This is a genomic window from Salmonella sp. A29-2, assembly GCF_020150755.1.
In the GTDB taxonomy this organism is placed as follows: Bacteria; Pseudomonadota; Gammaproteobacteria; order Enterobacterales; family Enterobacteriaceae; genus Salmonella; species Salmonella enterica.
Window position 1 is genome coordinate 1,647,034 of sequence record NZ_CP083731.1, and the last position, 14,265, is coordinate 1,661,298.

Consider the following 14,265-nt stretch of genomic DNA (forward strand, 5'->3'; position numbering starts at 1 on the left):
AATTATTTTAATTGAATTTATTTATGGTTTTATTAATGTCAATGAAATACATCTGAGCAGAACGAATAAACCGCGACATTGTTAAATTAAATATTAAGTCAATAGCAGAGGTATTTTTATGCGATAAAGAGATTCTGACGATATTCTTATCATAAATGAAAATGTGGTCAGGAATGAGAGTCATTCACTTATAACTTATCCTGGATGTGCCTGAACAACACTCGCGGCGTTTTGAGCACCCGTTGGGGCGACTCAAGGGGAGAGCGTAGTGAGTATGTTTTGATTTCTGCACACAGTCCATGTCCAGCCTGTTTGCATCAAAAATGCTGGTTGGAGTAATTATGAAAATAATATTAATACTGGATGCTATATCAGCCGTTTCTGTGAGCGTAAGCGTGGGGTAGAAAATTTTAAATATGTTAGCCGGTTAAAAATAACTATTGACATTGAAATGGTGGTGGAGTGTATATGAAGAGAATATTTATATATATATTATCACTTTGCGCATTCGCATGTTCTGCTAATGATAATGTTTTTTTTGGCAAGGGCAACAAGCATCAGATCTCTTTTGCTGCGGGAGAAAGTATAAGGAGAGGAGGGGTTGAGCACTTATATACGGCTTTTCTGACATACAGTGAACCCAGCGATTTTTTCTTTTTACAGGCAAGAAATAATCTGGAGTTAGGAGGATTTAAGGCTAAGGGTAGTGATGATTGCAGTAAACATTCTGGCAGCGTTCCCTGCAATAAATATAACCAGGGCGTATTGGGTATCTCGAAGGATGTGGCGCTGGTTCATTTCGCTGGCATCTATACCGGTATTGGTCTGGGGGCTTATATAAAATCTAAGTCGCGAGATGATATGCGTGTCAATTCTGCATTTACCTTTGGAGAAAAAGCGTTTCTTGGCTGGAACTTTGGGGCTTTTTCTACAGAAGCTTATATCCGGCATTTCTCGAATGGATCACTTACGGATAAAAATTCAGGGCATAATTTTGTAGGTGCTTCAATTAGTTATAATTTCTGAAGTTGAATAACAATTAGCGAGTTGCTGGCTGAAGGAGTAATTCATTACCGTACGTTGTCTACAAAACGTGTTGTGAATAGCCGATCGTTATCGACCCTATGGCGACAGGGAGGCTAATTGTTAGTGACAAAGAAGTGGTAGGCCGTTTACCTTACCAGAACGTTTTATTATTGCTGCGACAGATTGCTTACTCATTTACCTGCCACTGCGAACATTTCTTCCAGCATAGGGTATAGATGCGCTTTTTCTGTTTTAGTACAAACATGGTTTACGTTATTTGCCTGCATTGACTTTACGTTGACCACTGCACAAGAAAGGTGTCCGATCAGTTCATGCAAAATCAGTTCATGCAAAATAACGTCTCTGGCATCAGCTAACTTTTTAATTGCAGGCATAAAAAAACCAGCCCTGAGAGGCTGGTTTTTAAGGGGAATTTTGGTCGGCACGAGAGGATTTGAACCTCCGACCCCCGACACCCCATGACGGTGCGCTACCAGGCTGCGCTACGTGCCGACTTGTGGGTGCTAATACTACCTCTTTCCAACGCGAATGCAAGGGGAAACGGTGCTAACTGATTTATAATTAATCAGTTAGCGATAAAACGTTTCTCTTCTGTTAGCACTTGCAGCAGCAGACTGAGCTGCGGCTTCTGATCTTTGATCTTCTCGCCGTGTAAGTCATAGGTCTGATAATGACCGTTATTATTGAGCACCAGGGTCATTTGCGGCGTCGTGATTGCCAGCGTACTGCCGTCTGCCGCCGTTACCCAGTTATGACGACGTGGAACGGTAAAGATGTCCTGGCCCTGTGAATATTCGTTCGCTGGCGTGCTGACATGTAACAGGCGTTGCATCAACGTGGTCATCACATCGGTATGATCGGTAAGCACATTAATACGCTGCGCAGGCGTCCCCGGCCAGTGGATCACCAGCGGTACTTGCAGATGACCTTGCGACCAGTCGAAGCGATTTTCTTCCGGCGTCAACGGTATGCCGCGTCCTGCGGTAATGATCACGACGGTATTGTCGAATTTACCGGCCTCTCGCAGCGCGTTCAGAACCCGATTGATTTGCGCATCCACGTCGCTGGCGGCGCTGGCGTAACGCTTAACAAAATTCTTCTGATTACTGTCATCAATGTTAGTACCGTTAAACGATACCCATGAGAACCAGCGGTTATCTTCCTGTGCGTAGCGCCCAAGCCAGTCTATCCACTGGCTGGCCGTTTGCGCATCAGACTGCGTCTGCGCTGTCGGCATCGAGAAATCGGACAGTAATGCCTGACGGTAGAGCGGGCTGGCGAAGCCATCCGAAGAAAACAGTCCCAGTTGATAGCCTTGCTGATTCAACGCGGTAATGAGCGCCGCAGGGGTTCTGGTGGATAACACGCCATCCATATAGCCTGGCGATATGCCATAGAACAGGCCGAAAATACCGTTATCAGTGGTATTCCCTGAACTCATATGACGGGTGAAGTCGATGTTTTGCTCGGCAAATGTAGCCAGCTCCGGCATCTGCTTCTCAAAGCGGGAATAGTTCAGGCCGTCTACGGTAATGAGCAGCACATTCTGACCGGTGCCCATATCGCGATAGTGCAAATTGCTGAGCGGGTACTGTACGGAGACCGCTTCCGGATTGCCTTGCTCTACCAGACGGCGCTGATATTCCTGCGCATCCAGCAGACCGTGTTTTTCAAGAAAACGTCGCGCCGTCATCGGATAAGAGAGCGGCAGGTTTGCCCGCTGCATGGTAATCGGCCGGTAAAAATTAGCGTCTGCCCAGATGTAGATAAGATGCGATGCGATAAAGGAGACGAAAAAGAATGCCGCAAGCGGCCTTGCGAAATGGCGACGGCGCGTGAGACTGCGCAGCTTTTGCCAACTCCATGTCGCAAATAGCATCTCAATCAATAAGATAACCGGCACGCTAATAAACATAAGCTGCCAGTCGCGCGCCATTTCGTTCTGGTCAGGGTTGATGACCAGCTCCCAGACAATGGGATTAAGATGCAGGTGAAAACGGGTAAAGACTTCGCTGTCGATAAGCAACAACGTCATACCCGCGGTCGCCAGAATGGCTGATAAAAACCGCATCAGCCGCTGGGACATCACGATAAACGTGAGCGGAAAAAGAATAAGCAAATAGGTGGCGAACACCAGAAAGCTAAAGTGCCCGACAATGCTCAGGTAGGAGTATATGCGACCCGCAAGCGTTGTCGGCCAGTCGGCGACAAACAGGTAACGGCTGCCGAGCAACGTAGCCAACAGTATATTGAACAGAGCGAACCAGTGCCCCCAGCTAACCATCTGGGAGACTTTTTCACGGTAGCGCTGACGATGAGTTACCATACCTGTCGCTTGTTTCTCCGGAGTCGGCTTTTTAGTGCGCGTTGTCTTCGCTAATCGAAGACTGCAAGGCGCGGGCAAAAGAGTTCGCAATCGCCTGGCGTTGAGCCGGCGCAACGCTGGTGTTGATAAGGTTGGTGACCATATTTCCCAGCACCATCAGGGAAAGATCGGTCGGCGCCTTATGTTTTTCCAGTACACTGAGCAGTTCGCTCAGCAGTTGTTCAACATGTTCATCACTATAGCGGGAGAGTTGTGGCATAAATCAAAATCTGTTTGTTCATGAAAGGGCAACATATTACCGTAGCAACAGTTTTTTTTCTGCATTTTTATCCCCTAAATCATTCGCGTTACGGATAACGCCTGAAATGACAGGGCGATTGCTTGCGTCTTCCGGCAGGCGGTGGTTGAATACCGCCCGGTCTTAAAGGAGAGTTTATCATGAGTCTGGATATCAACCAGATTGCCCTGCACCAGCTTATCAAGCGCGATGAGCAAAATCTTGAGCTGGTCTTGCGCGATTCATTGCTGGAGCCGACAACCACCGTTGTCGAGATGGTGGCTGAACTGCATCGGGTCTATAGCGCCAAGAATAAGGCGTATGGCCTGTTTAGCGAAGAGAGTGAACTGGCGCAAGCGCTGCGGTTGCAACGTCAGGGGGAAGAAGATTTTCTTGCTTTTAGCCGGGCGGCGACCGGACGCCTGCGTGACGAGCTGGCGAAATATCCCTTTGCGGACGGCGGCATTGTATTGTTCTGCCATTATCGCTACCTGGCGGTGGAGTATCTGCTGGTTACGGTACTGAACAACCTGAGTAGTATGCGGGTCAATGAAAATCTGGACATTGACCCGACGCATTATCTTGATATCAACCATGCGGATATCGTGGCGCGTATCGATCTTACCGAGTGGGAAACTAATCCGCAATCGACCCGCTATCTGACGTTCCTGAAAGGTCGGGTAGGGCGCAAGGTCGCTGACTTCTTTATGGATTTCCTCGGCGCCAGCGAAGGGTTGAACGCCAAAGCGCAGAATCGCGGCCTGTTGCAGGCAGTGGATGATTTCACCGCAGAAGCGCAGTTGGATAAAGCAGAACGTCAGAACGTGCGCCAGCAGGTGTACAGCTACTGCAACGAGCAGTTACAAGCCGGGGAAGAGATTGAGCTGGAGTCCCTATCTAAAGAGCTTTCCGGCGTCAGTGAAGTCAGCTTCAGCGAATTTACCGCCGAAAAAGGCTATGAGCTGGAAGAGAGCTTTCCGGCGGATCGCAGTACGCTGCGCCAGCTAACCAAATATGCCGGCAGCGGCGGCGGGTTAACGATTAACTTTGATGCGATGCTGCTGGGCGAGCGGATTTTCTGGGACCCGGCGACCGATACCCTGACTATCAAAGGGACGCCGCCGAATCTGCGCGACCAGTTGCAGCGACGCACGTCGGGCGGGAAATAAAGGCATACGACATAAAAGGACGCCGTAGTGAGTAAAGGAATACGACAGAAGCCGCCTGTTAATTTCAGTTTATTTCGGCAGGTTTTGTATGCGCACATTGTCGCATTTTTGATGATGTTGGTGCTCGGCATGGTGTTCACCGTTCTCTCGTTGGTACTGTTTTATACTTATGGTGCCAACTGGTTACTGAGCTTGTTCATATGCCCGCTGTTCTTGTTAAGTGGTTTATTCATTACTGGATTTGCTTTTAAATCAACCTGGTCCAGCATACGTTACTATTACGACAAGGGGCAGTTGAAACGGTATGGACTCAATCTTGATGCAACTTTGACGCATAAAGAGAAGGTGGAAATACGCATCGATAATGCAAAGCGTCAAGTGCGTGTAGATGAACTGGAGCTCCATGTCTTATTTGATTTTCAGTTTGATAGCAAGACATGGAGCTGCGGCGACTTACTGACCAATGAAAAGGTATTTGATGCGTTGAATGACGGGCAAACGATACCAATACGAATTTTGCCATGGAAACCAGAAAGTGCCAGCGTTCGTCAACGGGCATTATTCAATCGGCTTAAAGGTATGAATACCGCGGCGGAAACTACAGATCCTCGATTAGGGGAGGCGCTAATTGAATGTGGCGAGGTGTAAGAAAGCAGAAAAGCAAAGTGGGTTCTCGTTGCTCTGCATGTCGTCAAATTCAATTAAACGCATAAAAAAACCCCGCCGGGGCGGGGTTTTTCTTCAACTTCCAGGCGATTACGCGCGAACGAAGTCGATGTGAGTCAGCTTCGGTTTGTAAGCGTGACGCTGTACAGCCTGAGCTTTAACTTTTACTTCTTTACCGTCAACAACGAGGGTCAGAACTTCGCTGTAGAATTCAGCTTTAGCTTGCATGTTCATCACCTGGTCGTGGTCCAGTTCGATAGCAATCGGGGCTTCAGAACCGCCGTAGATGATTGCCGGGAACTTGTTAGCGGCGCGCAGGCGGCGGCTCGCACCCTTACCCTGCTCTTTACGTACTTCTGCGTTGATAGTAAACATTTAAATCTCTCTTTAATAATTCCTGCTACAGGCGACCCAGCAACAGGTAAGTGATCTGCTTTGCGTATGCAAAGGCGGGCGGGATTCTATACTCAAATCGCCGTTACATCAATGAAAAGTACAATTAACCACGTAATTCGTGCGCCCGGCGGAAGCGGCCTTCATAGTCGAACACTTTTTCACGCACCTGCCAGTACTGGCCTTTCATCCGCGCGACCACAAAATCGGGATGCCGCAACAGCGCCTGCTGCGCGACAATATCCGCCGCCGTGATCCAGCGTAAAGGAACGCCAGGCGTGCGCGTATGCGGGCGAATAAATAGCTGTTCGAAAGCGGTACGCTGGGCGGGCGTGTGCAAGCGGAAGCGCTCACTGACATCCGCGCCGTCCTCGTCATAGTAAGTGATTTTCAGCCATTCGCCTTTCTCATCCTGCCCATGCTGCATCGTCATTCCGCTACAGCGCAGGACTAACGCATCCTTGAGCCTGAGCGCCGCTTTTAACATATCGTCCGGGTCGACCAGAATAGCGTCACATTCCCGGCAGCGTCGGGCGGCAATATCGTTTTCGGCATTACACTGCGGGCAGTTTTTGAAGCGAAAGCGAAAATCGCACTGCTCGCGATGGCCGTCGTCATCCTCAAACCAGCCCTGGCAGCGACGGCCAAAGTGTTCAATCAGCGTGCCGTCGGCAGTGGTTTTCCCCCAGAAGGTGTTGGCAAAGCCGCAGGCCGGGCAAAATACCTGGACAGGGACGTTATCGCTTTTTCCCTTCGGGCTACCGACCTCCGGGGCATACAGGTCGTGCGGGTTGCCTGCGTAATCAAGAATCAGGCAATCGGTCTTTCCCGGCGCAAGGCGCAGACCACGCCCGACAATTTGTTGGTAAAGACTAACTGACTCCGTGGGACGTAGAATCGCGATGAGATCAACGTGTGGGGCGTCAAAGCCGGTGGTCAGCACCGAGACGTTAACCAGATAGCGAAAACGCTGCGCCTTGAAATTATCAATCAGCGCGTCGCGCTCGGGCCCTGGCGTATCGCCGGTAATCAGCGCCGCGTCGTCCGCCGGAAGCAGACCGACAATCTCTTTCGCATGTTCGACCGTGGCGGCGAAAATCATCACGCCTTTGCGCGTTTGCGCAAATTCCATAATCTGGCTGATGATGTGCGGCGTAATCCGCTGCTGCTTTTTCAGCTCGCGGTTCAGGTCGGCTTCGCTGAACAGCCCATTGCTTTGGGCCTGCAGGCGGCTGAAATCGTATTGGACCACTGGCATATCAAGCCGCTCAGGCGGCGTCAGATAGCCGTGTTTAATCATATAGCGCAGCGGCAGTTCATAAATACAGTCGCGAAACAGAGCGTTGTCGTTGCCGCGCACCATACCGTGATAATGAAATTGATAAATCCAGCCTTTTCCGAGGCGAAAAGGCGTGGCGGTGAGCCCAAGCAGACGTAAGTGAGGATTAACTTTACTCAGGTGAGTGAGGATTTGCTGATACTGACTGTCTTCATCGTCACCGATGCGGTGGCATTCATCGACAATCAACAGCGAAAACTCCTCCTGGAAGGCGTCAAGATTACGCGCCACCGACTGTACGCTGCCGAACACGACTTTGCCCTGACTCTCTTTACGTTTGAGTCCGGCGGCGAAAATATCCGCTTCCAGCCCCAGCGCGCAATATTTGGCGTGGTTCTGCGCGACCAGCTCTTTCACATGCGCCAGCACCAGTACCCGTCCGCGGGCGACGCGCGCCAGTTCGGCGATCACCAGGCTTTTACCTGCGCCGGTCGGCAGAACAATCACGGCGGGCGTACGGTGGCGGCGAAAGTGGCTGAGCGTGGCGTCTACGGCTTCTTGCTGGTAGGGGCGGAGTGTAAAAATCATGGTCTCACTACGTTAAACGGTTCCGGGAATAGTATGCCATGAATCATTTCCCTTGAGGGATATAGTTAGCCCGCTATACTGAGCGGATAGCAATCCCCTTTTTTCGGGTAGAATGCCCGATTTCCGTATTATTACAGGCTAAATCACACACATGCGACTTGATAAATTTATCGCTCAGCAGCTTGGCGTCAGCCGCGCTATTGCCGGGCGTGAAATTCGTGGTAACCGCGTTACCGTCGATGGCGACATCATTAAAAATGCGGCCTTCAAACTGCTCCCGGAACATGCGGTTGCGTATGACGGCAATCCCTTAGCGCAGCAACACGGGCCACGCTATTTTATGCTTAACAAGCCGCAGGGATACGTTTGTTCAACCGATGATCCCGATCATCCAACGGTGCTGTATTTCCTGGATGAGCCGGTGGCGTATAAGCTGCATGCCGCAGGACGTCTGGATATCGATACTACCGGTCTGGTGTTAATGACAGATGACGGTCAGTGGTCGCACCGCATTACGTCGCCGCGCCATCACTGTGAAAAAACCTATCTGGTGACCCTGGAGTCGCCGGTGGCCGACGATACGGCAGCGCAATTTGCGAAAGGCGTGCAGTTGCATAATGAAAAAGATCTCACTAAACCCGCTACGCTGGAGGTGATAACGCCTGTGCAGGTCCGTTTGACCATCAGCGAAGGCCGTTATCATCAGGTGAAGCGGATGTTTGCCGCAGTAGGCAATCGCGTTGTGGAACTGCACCGCGAACGGATTGGCGCCATTACGCTGGATGAGAATCTGGCTCCCGGCGAGTACCGCCCGTTGACTGAAGAAGAAATCGCCAGCGTCGGCTAACTATCTCGTTAAATTCAGGAGTTCGATGTGACCACCCGGCAGCACTCTTCCTTTGCCATTGTCTTTATTCTTGGCCTGTTGGCCATGTTAATGCCGCTGTCGATTGATATGTATCTTCCAGCGCTGCCGGTGATTTCTGCGCAATTCGGCGTGCCTGCCGGTAGCGCGCAGATGACGCTCAGCACCTATATTCTGGGGTTTGCGCTGGGTCAGCTTATCTATGGACCGATGGCGGATAGCCTCGGGCGTAAGCCGGTCATCCTGGGCGGGACGCTGGTATTTGCCGCTGCGGCGGTCGCCTGTGCGTTGGCGCAGACTATCGATCAACTGATCGTGATGCGTTTCTTTCACGGTTTGGCGGCTGCGGCGGCAAGCGTCGTCATCAATGCGCTGATGCGGGATATTTATCCAAAGGAAGAGTTTTCGCGCATGATGTCATTTGTCATGCTGGTCACTACGATAGCGCCGTTAATGGCGCCCATTGTCGGCGGCTGGGTGTTGGTATGGTTAAGCTGGCACTATATCTTCTGGATACTGGCCATTGCGGCGATTCTGGCGTCAGTCATGATCTTTGCTCTGATTAAAGAGACGTTGCCCGTTGAGCGGCGTCAGCCTTTTCATATTCGTACCACAATAGGTAACTTTGCTGCGTTGTTTCGCCACAAACGCGTACTGAGCTATATGCTGGCGAGCGGGTTTAGTTTTGCCGGTATGTTCTCTTTTTTGAGCGCGGGGCCGTTTGTCTATATCGAAATTAATCATGTTCCGCCGCAGGATTTCGGCTACTACTTCGCGTTGAACATCGTATTTCTGTTTGTGATGACGATTATCAACAGCCGTTTTGTCAGACGGGTAGGGGCGCTAAACATGTTTCGGGCCGGGCTATGGATTCAGTTTGCGATGGCGGTGTGGATGGTTTTCAGCGCGCTGATGGGCATTGGATTCTGGGCGCTGGTAGTCGGCGTTGCGGCGTTTGTCGGCTGTGTGTCGATGGTTTCGTCCAATGCGATGGCGGTCATTTTGGATGAGTTTCCGCATATGGCCGGAACGGCGTCTTCGTTGGCGGGCACTTTCCGCTTTGGTATTGGCGCTATCGTCGGCGCGTTGCTGTCGCTGGCTACCTTTACCAGTGCGTGGCCGATGATCTGGTCGATTGCGCTTTGCGCCGCCTGTTCCATTCTGTTTTATCTCTACGCCAGCCGTCCCAAAAAACGGTGACGGGCGCGCTGTCCCTCAATGGCGCCGAAGAATGCGCAGGCGGCGTTGGGGGATGCTATCCGCTACACGATGGCAAAGCCAAACGGCTTTCATAGTTGATGTATATCAATTACCAATTCATCATTTTCCTCCTTTATGTTTATTTTATGTAAAATCCATTTATGTAAAAAGTCACATCATTGTAGTTAAAAAGGTTGAGTTAGATCGCAGAAACGGGTACATATAGCCCGCCGCTATCTCCGCGTCGGTAAAACTATTTTAACTCCCGCTTGCTGTAGAGCCACTGACGGAGAGAAGGGCGTTAGCAATCTGTTTAAGGACGGGTTGTCAATGATGTGTTAATATAAATGTAAGTAAATTGTGAAGTAATTGTGCTTCCGGGGAAAGAAAGTGAATACATTACAGCTCTCAATTGTTCACCGTCTGCCGCAAAACTATCGCTGGTCGGCGGGTTTTGCGGGGTCAAAGGTTGAACCGATTCCGCAAAACGGGCAGAGCACCGAGAATAGTCTGGTGGCGCTTAAACTGTTGAGTCCGGCAGGCGATAGCGCGTGGTCAGTGATGCATAAGCTCAGCCAGGCGCTAAGCGATATTGAAGTTCCTTGCTCCGTGCTGGAGTGCGAAGGGGAGCCGTGCCTGTTCGTTAATCGTCAGGATGAGTTTGCCGCCACCTGTCGGCTGAAAAATTTCGGCGTGGCGATAGCGGAACCTTTTTCTAACAATAATCCTTTTTAGGCGTCAGCTTAACGCGAGTAGCTGACGCGTATAGGCCTGTTGCGGTGCGGTAAACACGCGCTCGCATTGCCCCTGTTCAACCACCTCCCCCTGTCGCAGCACGATAACCTGATGGCACAGCGCACGTACTACATGCAGATCGTGGCTAATGAAGATATAGGCCAGACGGTGCTTTTGCTGGAGCGATTTCAGGAGGGCAAGAATCTGCGCCTGAACGGTTTTATCCAGCGATGAGGTCGGTTCATCCAGAATAATAAGGGACGGTTTTAAAATCAGCGCCCTGGCGACGGCGATACGTTGACGCTGACCGCCGGAAAACTCAGCGGGATAACGATGCCGTGTTTCCGGGTCCAGGCCGACTTCCATCATGACCGCTTTCACCTGCTGTTCGCGCTGCGCGCCTGAAAGCGTAGGCTGGTGGACGCGCAGGCCTTCTTCGATAATTTGCAACACGTTTAAACGCGGGTTTAGCGATGAGTTTGGGTCCTGGAATACGACCTGGATACGGTGGCGAACAGGTAAAAGCTGGCGGCGGTTTAACGTATCCAGCGATTGACCGTCAAATACGATGCGGCCTTCGGAGCGGATAAGCCGTAACAGCGCCAGACCGGTGGTGCTTTTTCCCGATCCTGACTCGCCGACCAGACCCAGCGTTTCGCCTGGATGCAGGGTGAAACTGATATTGTTAACCACCACATTATGATCCACGACGCGCTTCAGAATGCCTTTGCGGATCGGGAAGGCGACGCGCAGCCTGTCCACTTCCAGCAACGGCGTCTGCCCGGCGGGGAGCGGAACCGGATCGCCTGTGGGTTCGCTGTTGAGTAGTTTTTGCGTGTACGGATGGGTCGGCGCGGAGAGCAGCGTGTCGGCGCGTTGGTTCTCTACGCACTTGCCGTGTTGCATTACCGCCACTGAATCCGCCAGTTTTTTTACAATGCTGAGGTTATGGGTGATAAACAGCAATCCCATATTGAGCTCACGCTGGAGTTCCCGCAGTAGAGATAAGATCTGCGCCTGTACGGAGACGTCGAGGGCGGTGGTCGGCTCATCGGCGATCAGTAATTCCGGCCGTGTTAACAGCGCCATGGCTATCATGACGCGCTGGCGTTCGCCGCCGGAAAGCTGATGCGGATAATCGCGCAGACGCTGGCTCGCCTGGCGGATACCGACCCGATCCAGACAACCGATCATCTCCGCCCTTGCCGCCTCCCGACGCATTCCCCGATGGAGCGACAGCACTTCATAGAGCTGTTTTTCCAGCGTATGTAGTGGGTTAAGTGAAACCATCGGTTCCTGAAAAATCATGGCGATTTTATTGCCGCGTACGCCGCGTAGCGTCTGCTCGCTGGCATGAAGCAATGATTCGCCGTGAAAGCGAATATCGCCGGAGAGGTAGACGGCGGGAGGGGTAGGCAAAAGACGCAGAATGGAAAGCGCCGTCACGCTTTTTCCTGACCCGGACTCGCCGACCAGCGCCAGCGTTTCCCCGGCGTTCACCTGTAACGAAATGGCGTTAACGACAGGGCGCACGTGCTGTTGCTGACGGAAACCTACCGATAAATTTTCAATCGCAAGCAATGGAGATGTCATCTTATACCGCCTTAGCAGGATCAAAGGCGTCGCGTACTGCTTCGCCGATAAAAATCAGCAGCGATAGCAGAATGGCGACAGACAGAAAGGCGGCGATCCCCAGCCAGGGAGCCTGTAAGTTGTTTTTCCCCTGTAAAAGAAGTTCGCCGAGAGAAGGGGAGCCAAGCGGCAGACCAAATCCCAGAAAATCCAGCGACGTCAGGGTGGTGATGGAGCTACATAAAATGAACGGTAAAAATGTCAGGGTAGCGACCATCGCATTAGGCAACATATGGCGCAGGATAATGTCACGATCGCTGACGCCAAGCGCCTGCGCGGCGCGGATATAGTCAAAATTGCGGGTCCGTAAAAACTCGGCGCGCACCACGCCCACCAGACTCATCCAGCCAAACAGCACGGTTATGGCCAGCAGCCACCAGAAGTTAGGCTGCACTACGCTGGAAAGTAAAATAATCAGAAACAGGGTCGGCATCCCCGACCAGACTTCGATGAGACGTTGCCCCCATAAATCGACTTTGCCGCCATAATAGCCCTGTAGCGCGCCCGCCAGTACGCCCATGACGCTGGAGCAAATTGTTAACATCAGGCCGAATAAAATAGAAATGCGGGTGCCGTACAGGATGCGGGCGAAAACGTCGCCGCCATTCGCATCGGTGCCCAGCCAGTTTTTCGCCGAAGGCGGGGAGGGGAAAGGCTGCGTGGTGGCAAAATTAATGGTATTGGCGCCAAAGCGTACGGGGGCCCACAACACCCAGCCCCGATTCTCAAGCTGCCGTTGTAGCCAGGGGTCCTGATAGTCTGCCGTTGTCGCCAGCGGGCCGCCGAAATCGCGCTCGCTGTAATTTTTTACCAGCGGAAAATACCACTGGCCTTCATAGCGCACCAGCAATGGCTTATCGTTAGCAATCAGTTCCGCGCATAAGCTCAGGCTGAACACTACCAGGAAAATCCATAGTGACCAGTAGCCCCGGCGATTATGGCGGAAACGCGCCCAGCGGGCCTGATTGACCGGGCTTAATCGCGGCATTATCGTCCCTCAAAATCAATGCGTGGATCGACCAGCGTATAGCTGATATCGCTCAGGATATTCAGTAATAAGCCAATCAGGGTAAAGATATAAAGCGTGCCGAACATCACCGGATAGTCGCGCGAAACGGTTGCTTCATAACCCAGCAGCCCCAGGCCGTTGAGCGAGAACATGACTTCAATTAGCAGCGAGCCGGTGAAAAACATACTGATAAAAGTGGCGGGAAACCCGGCGATCACCAGCAGCATGGCGTTACGAAAAACATGTTTCCAGAGAATGTTTTTTTCACTCACGCCTTTAGCGCGAGCGGTAACGACATACTGTTTACGCACCTCGTCGAGAAACGAATTTTTCGTCAGCATCGTCAGGGCGGCAAAACCGCCGATGACGGTCGCCAACACCGGTAGCGTAATATGCCACAAATAATCGGTGATTTTCTGGTACCACGGTAACGTGTCAAAGTTGGCGGAGACCAGGCCACGTAGCGGAAAGATATCGTAGTAGCTGCCGCCGGCAAAAAAGACGATTAATAAAATAGCGAACAGAAAGGCGGGGATCGCATAACCGATAATGATAAACGCGCTGCTCCACACATCAAAGCGACTGCCGTTATGGACGGCTTTGCGGATCCCCAGCGGGATAGACACCAGATAAATAATCAGCGTGCTCCATAATCCCAGGGTAATGGAGACGGGAAGACTATCTTTGATCAGCGTTAGTACGGATGCGCTGCGAAACATACTGTCGCCGAAGTCAAAAGAGAGATAGTCCCGTAGCATCTTGAAATAACGCTCATGCAGCGGTTTGTCGAAGCCGTAGCGATGGGTGATCTCCGCGATCACCTCCGGATCGAGTCCCCGGCCGCCGCGATAATGGCTGTCGCTGATATTGCCGACGCCGGTTTGCGCATGACTGGCGCGAACGCCTTCGCCGCTGGCGCCGGGCAACGCGCCGCCCTGGCCAAATTCAATCGCGGCAATAGCCTGATCGACAGGGCCACCGGGAGCGATCTGCACGATAAAAAAGTTAATGGTAATAATGGCCCATAGCGTGGGGATCACCAGTAACAGACGGCGGATAAGATAGGCGCCCATTGATTC

The 14,265-nt window shown here is 51.7% G+C and carries 14 protein-coding genes, 1 tRNA gene and 1 pseudogene; 6 read left to right on the top strand and 10 right to left on the bottom strand.

All coding sequences use genetic code 11. The features are described 5' to 3' along the window. The first annotated feature begins 462 nt into the window (after positions 1-462). A complete protein-coding gene (gene pagL, locus K8W53_RS07940) occupies positions 463-1,026 on the top strand; it encodes a lipid A 3-O-deacylase PagL (protein ID WP_161400183.1) in 564 nt (187 codons plus the stop codon). 191 nt (positions 1,027-1,217) lie between these two features. On the opposite strand, the gene K8W53_RS07945 is transcribed toward pagL, so the two are convergent. From K8W53_RS07945 to K8W53_RS07965, 5 genes and pseudogenes are all read right to left on the bottom strand, one after another. Then, positions 1,218-1,421: a putative MsgA-like virulence protein gene (locus tag K8W53_RS07945; protein WP_023224394.1), complete on the bottom strand. Its 204-nt coding sequence runs from the start codon at positions 1,419-1,421 to the stop codon at positions 1,218-1,220. Further along, positions 1,415-1,507, bottom strand: a pseudogene (locus K8W53_RS07950) (hypothetical protein); the annotation flags it as partial. The gene K8W53_RS07945 and the pseudogene K8W53_RS07950, both read right to left, overlap by 7 nt. After that, positions 1,463-1,539: transfer RNA gene (locus tag K8W53_RS07955), tRNA-Pro, on the bottom strand. The gene K8W53_RS07955 and the pseudogene K8W53_RS07950, both read right to left, overlap by 45 nt. Positions 1,540-1,612: 73 nt before the next feature. Then, positions 1,613-3,373: an LPS biosynthesis-modulating metalloenzyme YejM gene (yejM, locus tag K8W53_RS07960; RefSeq protein ID WP_000256155.1), complete on the bottom strand. Its 1,761-nt coding sequence runs from the start codon at positions 3,371-3,373 to the stop codon at positions 1,613-1,615. 31 nt (positions 3,374-3,404) lie between these two features. After that, positions 3,405-3,632, bottom strand: coding sequence for a YejL family protein (locus K8W53_RS07965; protein ID WP_001135904.1), 228 nt, complete (start codon positions 3,630-3,632; stop codon positions 3,405-3,407). 179 nt (positions 3,633-3,811) lie between these two features. On the opposite strand from K8W53_RS07965, the gene yejK reads away from it, so the two are divergent. Both yejK and K8W53_RS07975 read left to right on the top strand, forming a co-directional pair. After that, entirely contained in the window at positions 3,812-4,819 is a 1,008-nt protein-coding gene (gene yejK, locus K8W53_RS07970) for a nucleoid-associated protein YejK (RefSeq protein ID WP_058654896.1), read from the top strand. Between the two features lie 27 nt (positions 4,820-4,846). After that, the gene (locus tag K8W53_RS07975; RefSeq protein ID WP_000033429.1) at positions 4,847-5,467 is read left to right on the top strand and encodes a hypothetical protein; all 621 of its coding nucleotides are present in this window, start codon (positions 4,847-4,849) and stop codon (positions 5,465-5,467) included. A gap of 108 nt (positions 5,468-5,575) precedes the next feature. On the opposite strand, the gene rplY is transcribed toward K8W53_RS07975, so the two are convergent. Continuing rightward, a complete protein-coding gene (gene rplY, locus K8W53_RS07980; RefSeq protein WP_000494192.1) occupies positions 5,576-5,860 on the bottom strand; it encodes a 50S ribosomal protein L25 in 285 nt (94 codons plus the stop codon). 124 nt (positions 5,861-5,984) lie between these two features. Then, positions 5,985-7,745 carry a DEAD/DEAH box helicase gene (locus K8W53_RS07985; RefSeq protein WP_000578121.1) on the bottom strand — a complete coding sequence of 587 codons (1,761 nt, stop codon included), beginning with the start codon at positions 7,743-7,745 and terminating at the stop codon, positions 5,985-5,987. A gap of 151 nt (positions 7,746-7,896) precedes the next feature. On the opposite strand from K8W53_RS07985, the gene rsuA reads away from it, so the two are divergent. From rsuA to K8W53_RS08000, 3 genes are all read left to right on the top strand, one after another. After that, positions 7,897-8,592 carry a 16S rRNA pseudouridine(516) synthase RsuA gene (rsuA, locus tag K8W53_RS07990; RefSeq protein ID WP_001234836.1) on the top strand — a complete coding sequence of 232 codons (696 nt, stop codon included), beginning with the start codon at positions 7,897-7,899 and terminating at the stop codon, positions 8,590-8,592. Between the two features lie 27 nt (positions 8,593-8,619). Continuing rightward, positions 8,620-9,810: a Bcr/CflA family multidrug efflux MFS transporter gene (locus tag K8W53_RS07995; protein WP_000213349.1), complete on the top strand. Its 1,191-nt coding sequence runs from the start codon at positions 8,620-8,622 to the stop codon at positions 9,808-9,810. Between the two features lie 390 nt (positions 9,811-10,200). Continuing rightward, positions 10,201-10,545: a YejG family protein gene (locus tag K8W53_RS08000; RefSeq protein WP_001094639.1), complete on the top strand. Its 345-nt coding sequence runs from the start codon at positions 10,201-10,203 to the stop codon at positions 10,543-10,545. Between the two features lie 3 nt (positions 10,546-10,548). Here the strand turns inward: K8W53_RS08000 and yejF are convergent, their stop codons facing one another. The 3 genes from yejF to K8W53_RS08015 are packed head-to-tail and all read right to left on the bottom strand — an operon-like array spanning position 10,549 to position 14,259. Next, entirely contained in the window at positions 10,549-12,138 is a 1,590-nt protein-coding gene (yejF, locus tag K8W53_RS08005) for a microcin C ABC transporter ATP-binding protein YejF (RefSeq protein ID WP_000203619.1), read from the bottom strand. 1 nt (position 12,139) lies between these two features. Beyond that, entirely contained in the window at positions 12,140-13,165 is a 1,026-nt protein-coding gene (locus K8W53_RS08010; protein WP_001137761.1) for an ABC transporter permease, read from the bottom strand. After that, positions 13,165-14,259 carry a microcin C ABC transporter permease YejB gene (locus tag K8W53_RS08015; protein WP_023224391.1) on the bottom strand — a complete coding sequence of 365 codons (1,095 nt, stop codon included), beginning with the start codon at positions 14,257-14,259 and terminating at the stop codon, positions 13,165-13,167. The genes K8W53_RS08010 and K8W53_RS08015 overlap by 1 nt, the downstream gene beginning before the upstream one ends. Positions 14,260-14,265: the final 6 nt, after the last annotated feature.

Excerpts from the sequence above, each read along its gene's own strand:
- rplY (WP_000494192.1), bottom strand. The coding sequence starts at position 5,860 with ATGTTTACTATCAACGCAGAAGTACGTAAAGAGCAGGGTAAGGGTGCG.
- K8W53_RS07985 (WP_000578121.1), bottom strand. The coding sequence starts at position 7,745 with ATGATTTTTACACTCCGCCCCTACCAGCAAGAAGCCGTAGACGCCACG.
- K8W53_RS08010 (WP_001137761.1), bottom strand. The coding sequence starts at position 13,165 with ATGCCGCGATTAAGCCCGGTCAATCAGGCCCGCTGGGCGCGTTTCCGC.
- yejK (WP_058654896.1), top strand. The coding sequence starts at position 3,812 with ATGAGTCTGGATATCAACCAGATTGCCCTGCACCAGCTTATCAAGCGC.
- rsuA (WP_001234836.1), top strand. The coding sequence starts at position 7,897 with ATGCGACTTGATAAATTTATCGCTCAGCAGCTTGGCGTCAGCCGCGCT.
- yejM (WP_000256155.1), bottom strand. The coding sequence starts at position 3,373 with ATGGTAACTCATCGTCAGCGCTACCGTGAAAAAGTCTCCCAGATGGTT.
- yejF (WP_000203619.1), bottom strand. The coding sequence starts at position 12,138 with ATGACATCTCCATTGCTTGCGATTGAAAATTTATCGGTAGGTTTCCGT.
- K8W53_RS07965 (WP_001135904.1), bottom strand. The coding sequence starts at position 3,632 with ATGCCACAACTCTCCCGCTATAGTGATGAACATGTTGAACAACTGCTG.
- K8W53_RS08015 (WP_023224391.1), bottom strand. The coding sequence starts at position 14,259 with ATGGGCGCCTATCTTATCCGCCGTCTGTTACTGGTGATCCCCACGCTA.
- K8W53_RS07945 (WP_023224394.1), bottom strand. The coding sequence starts at position 1,421 with ATGCCTGCAATTAAAAAGTTAGCTGATGCCAGAGACGTTATTTTGCAT.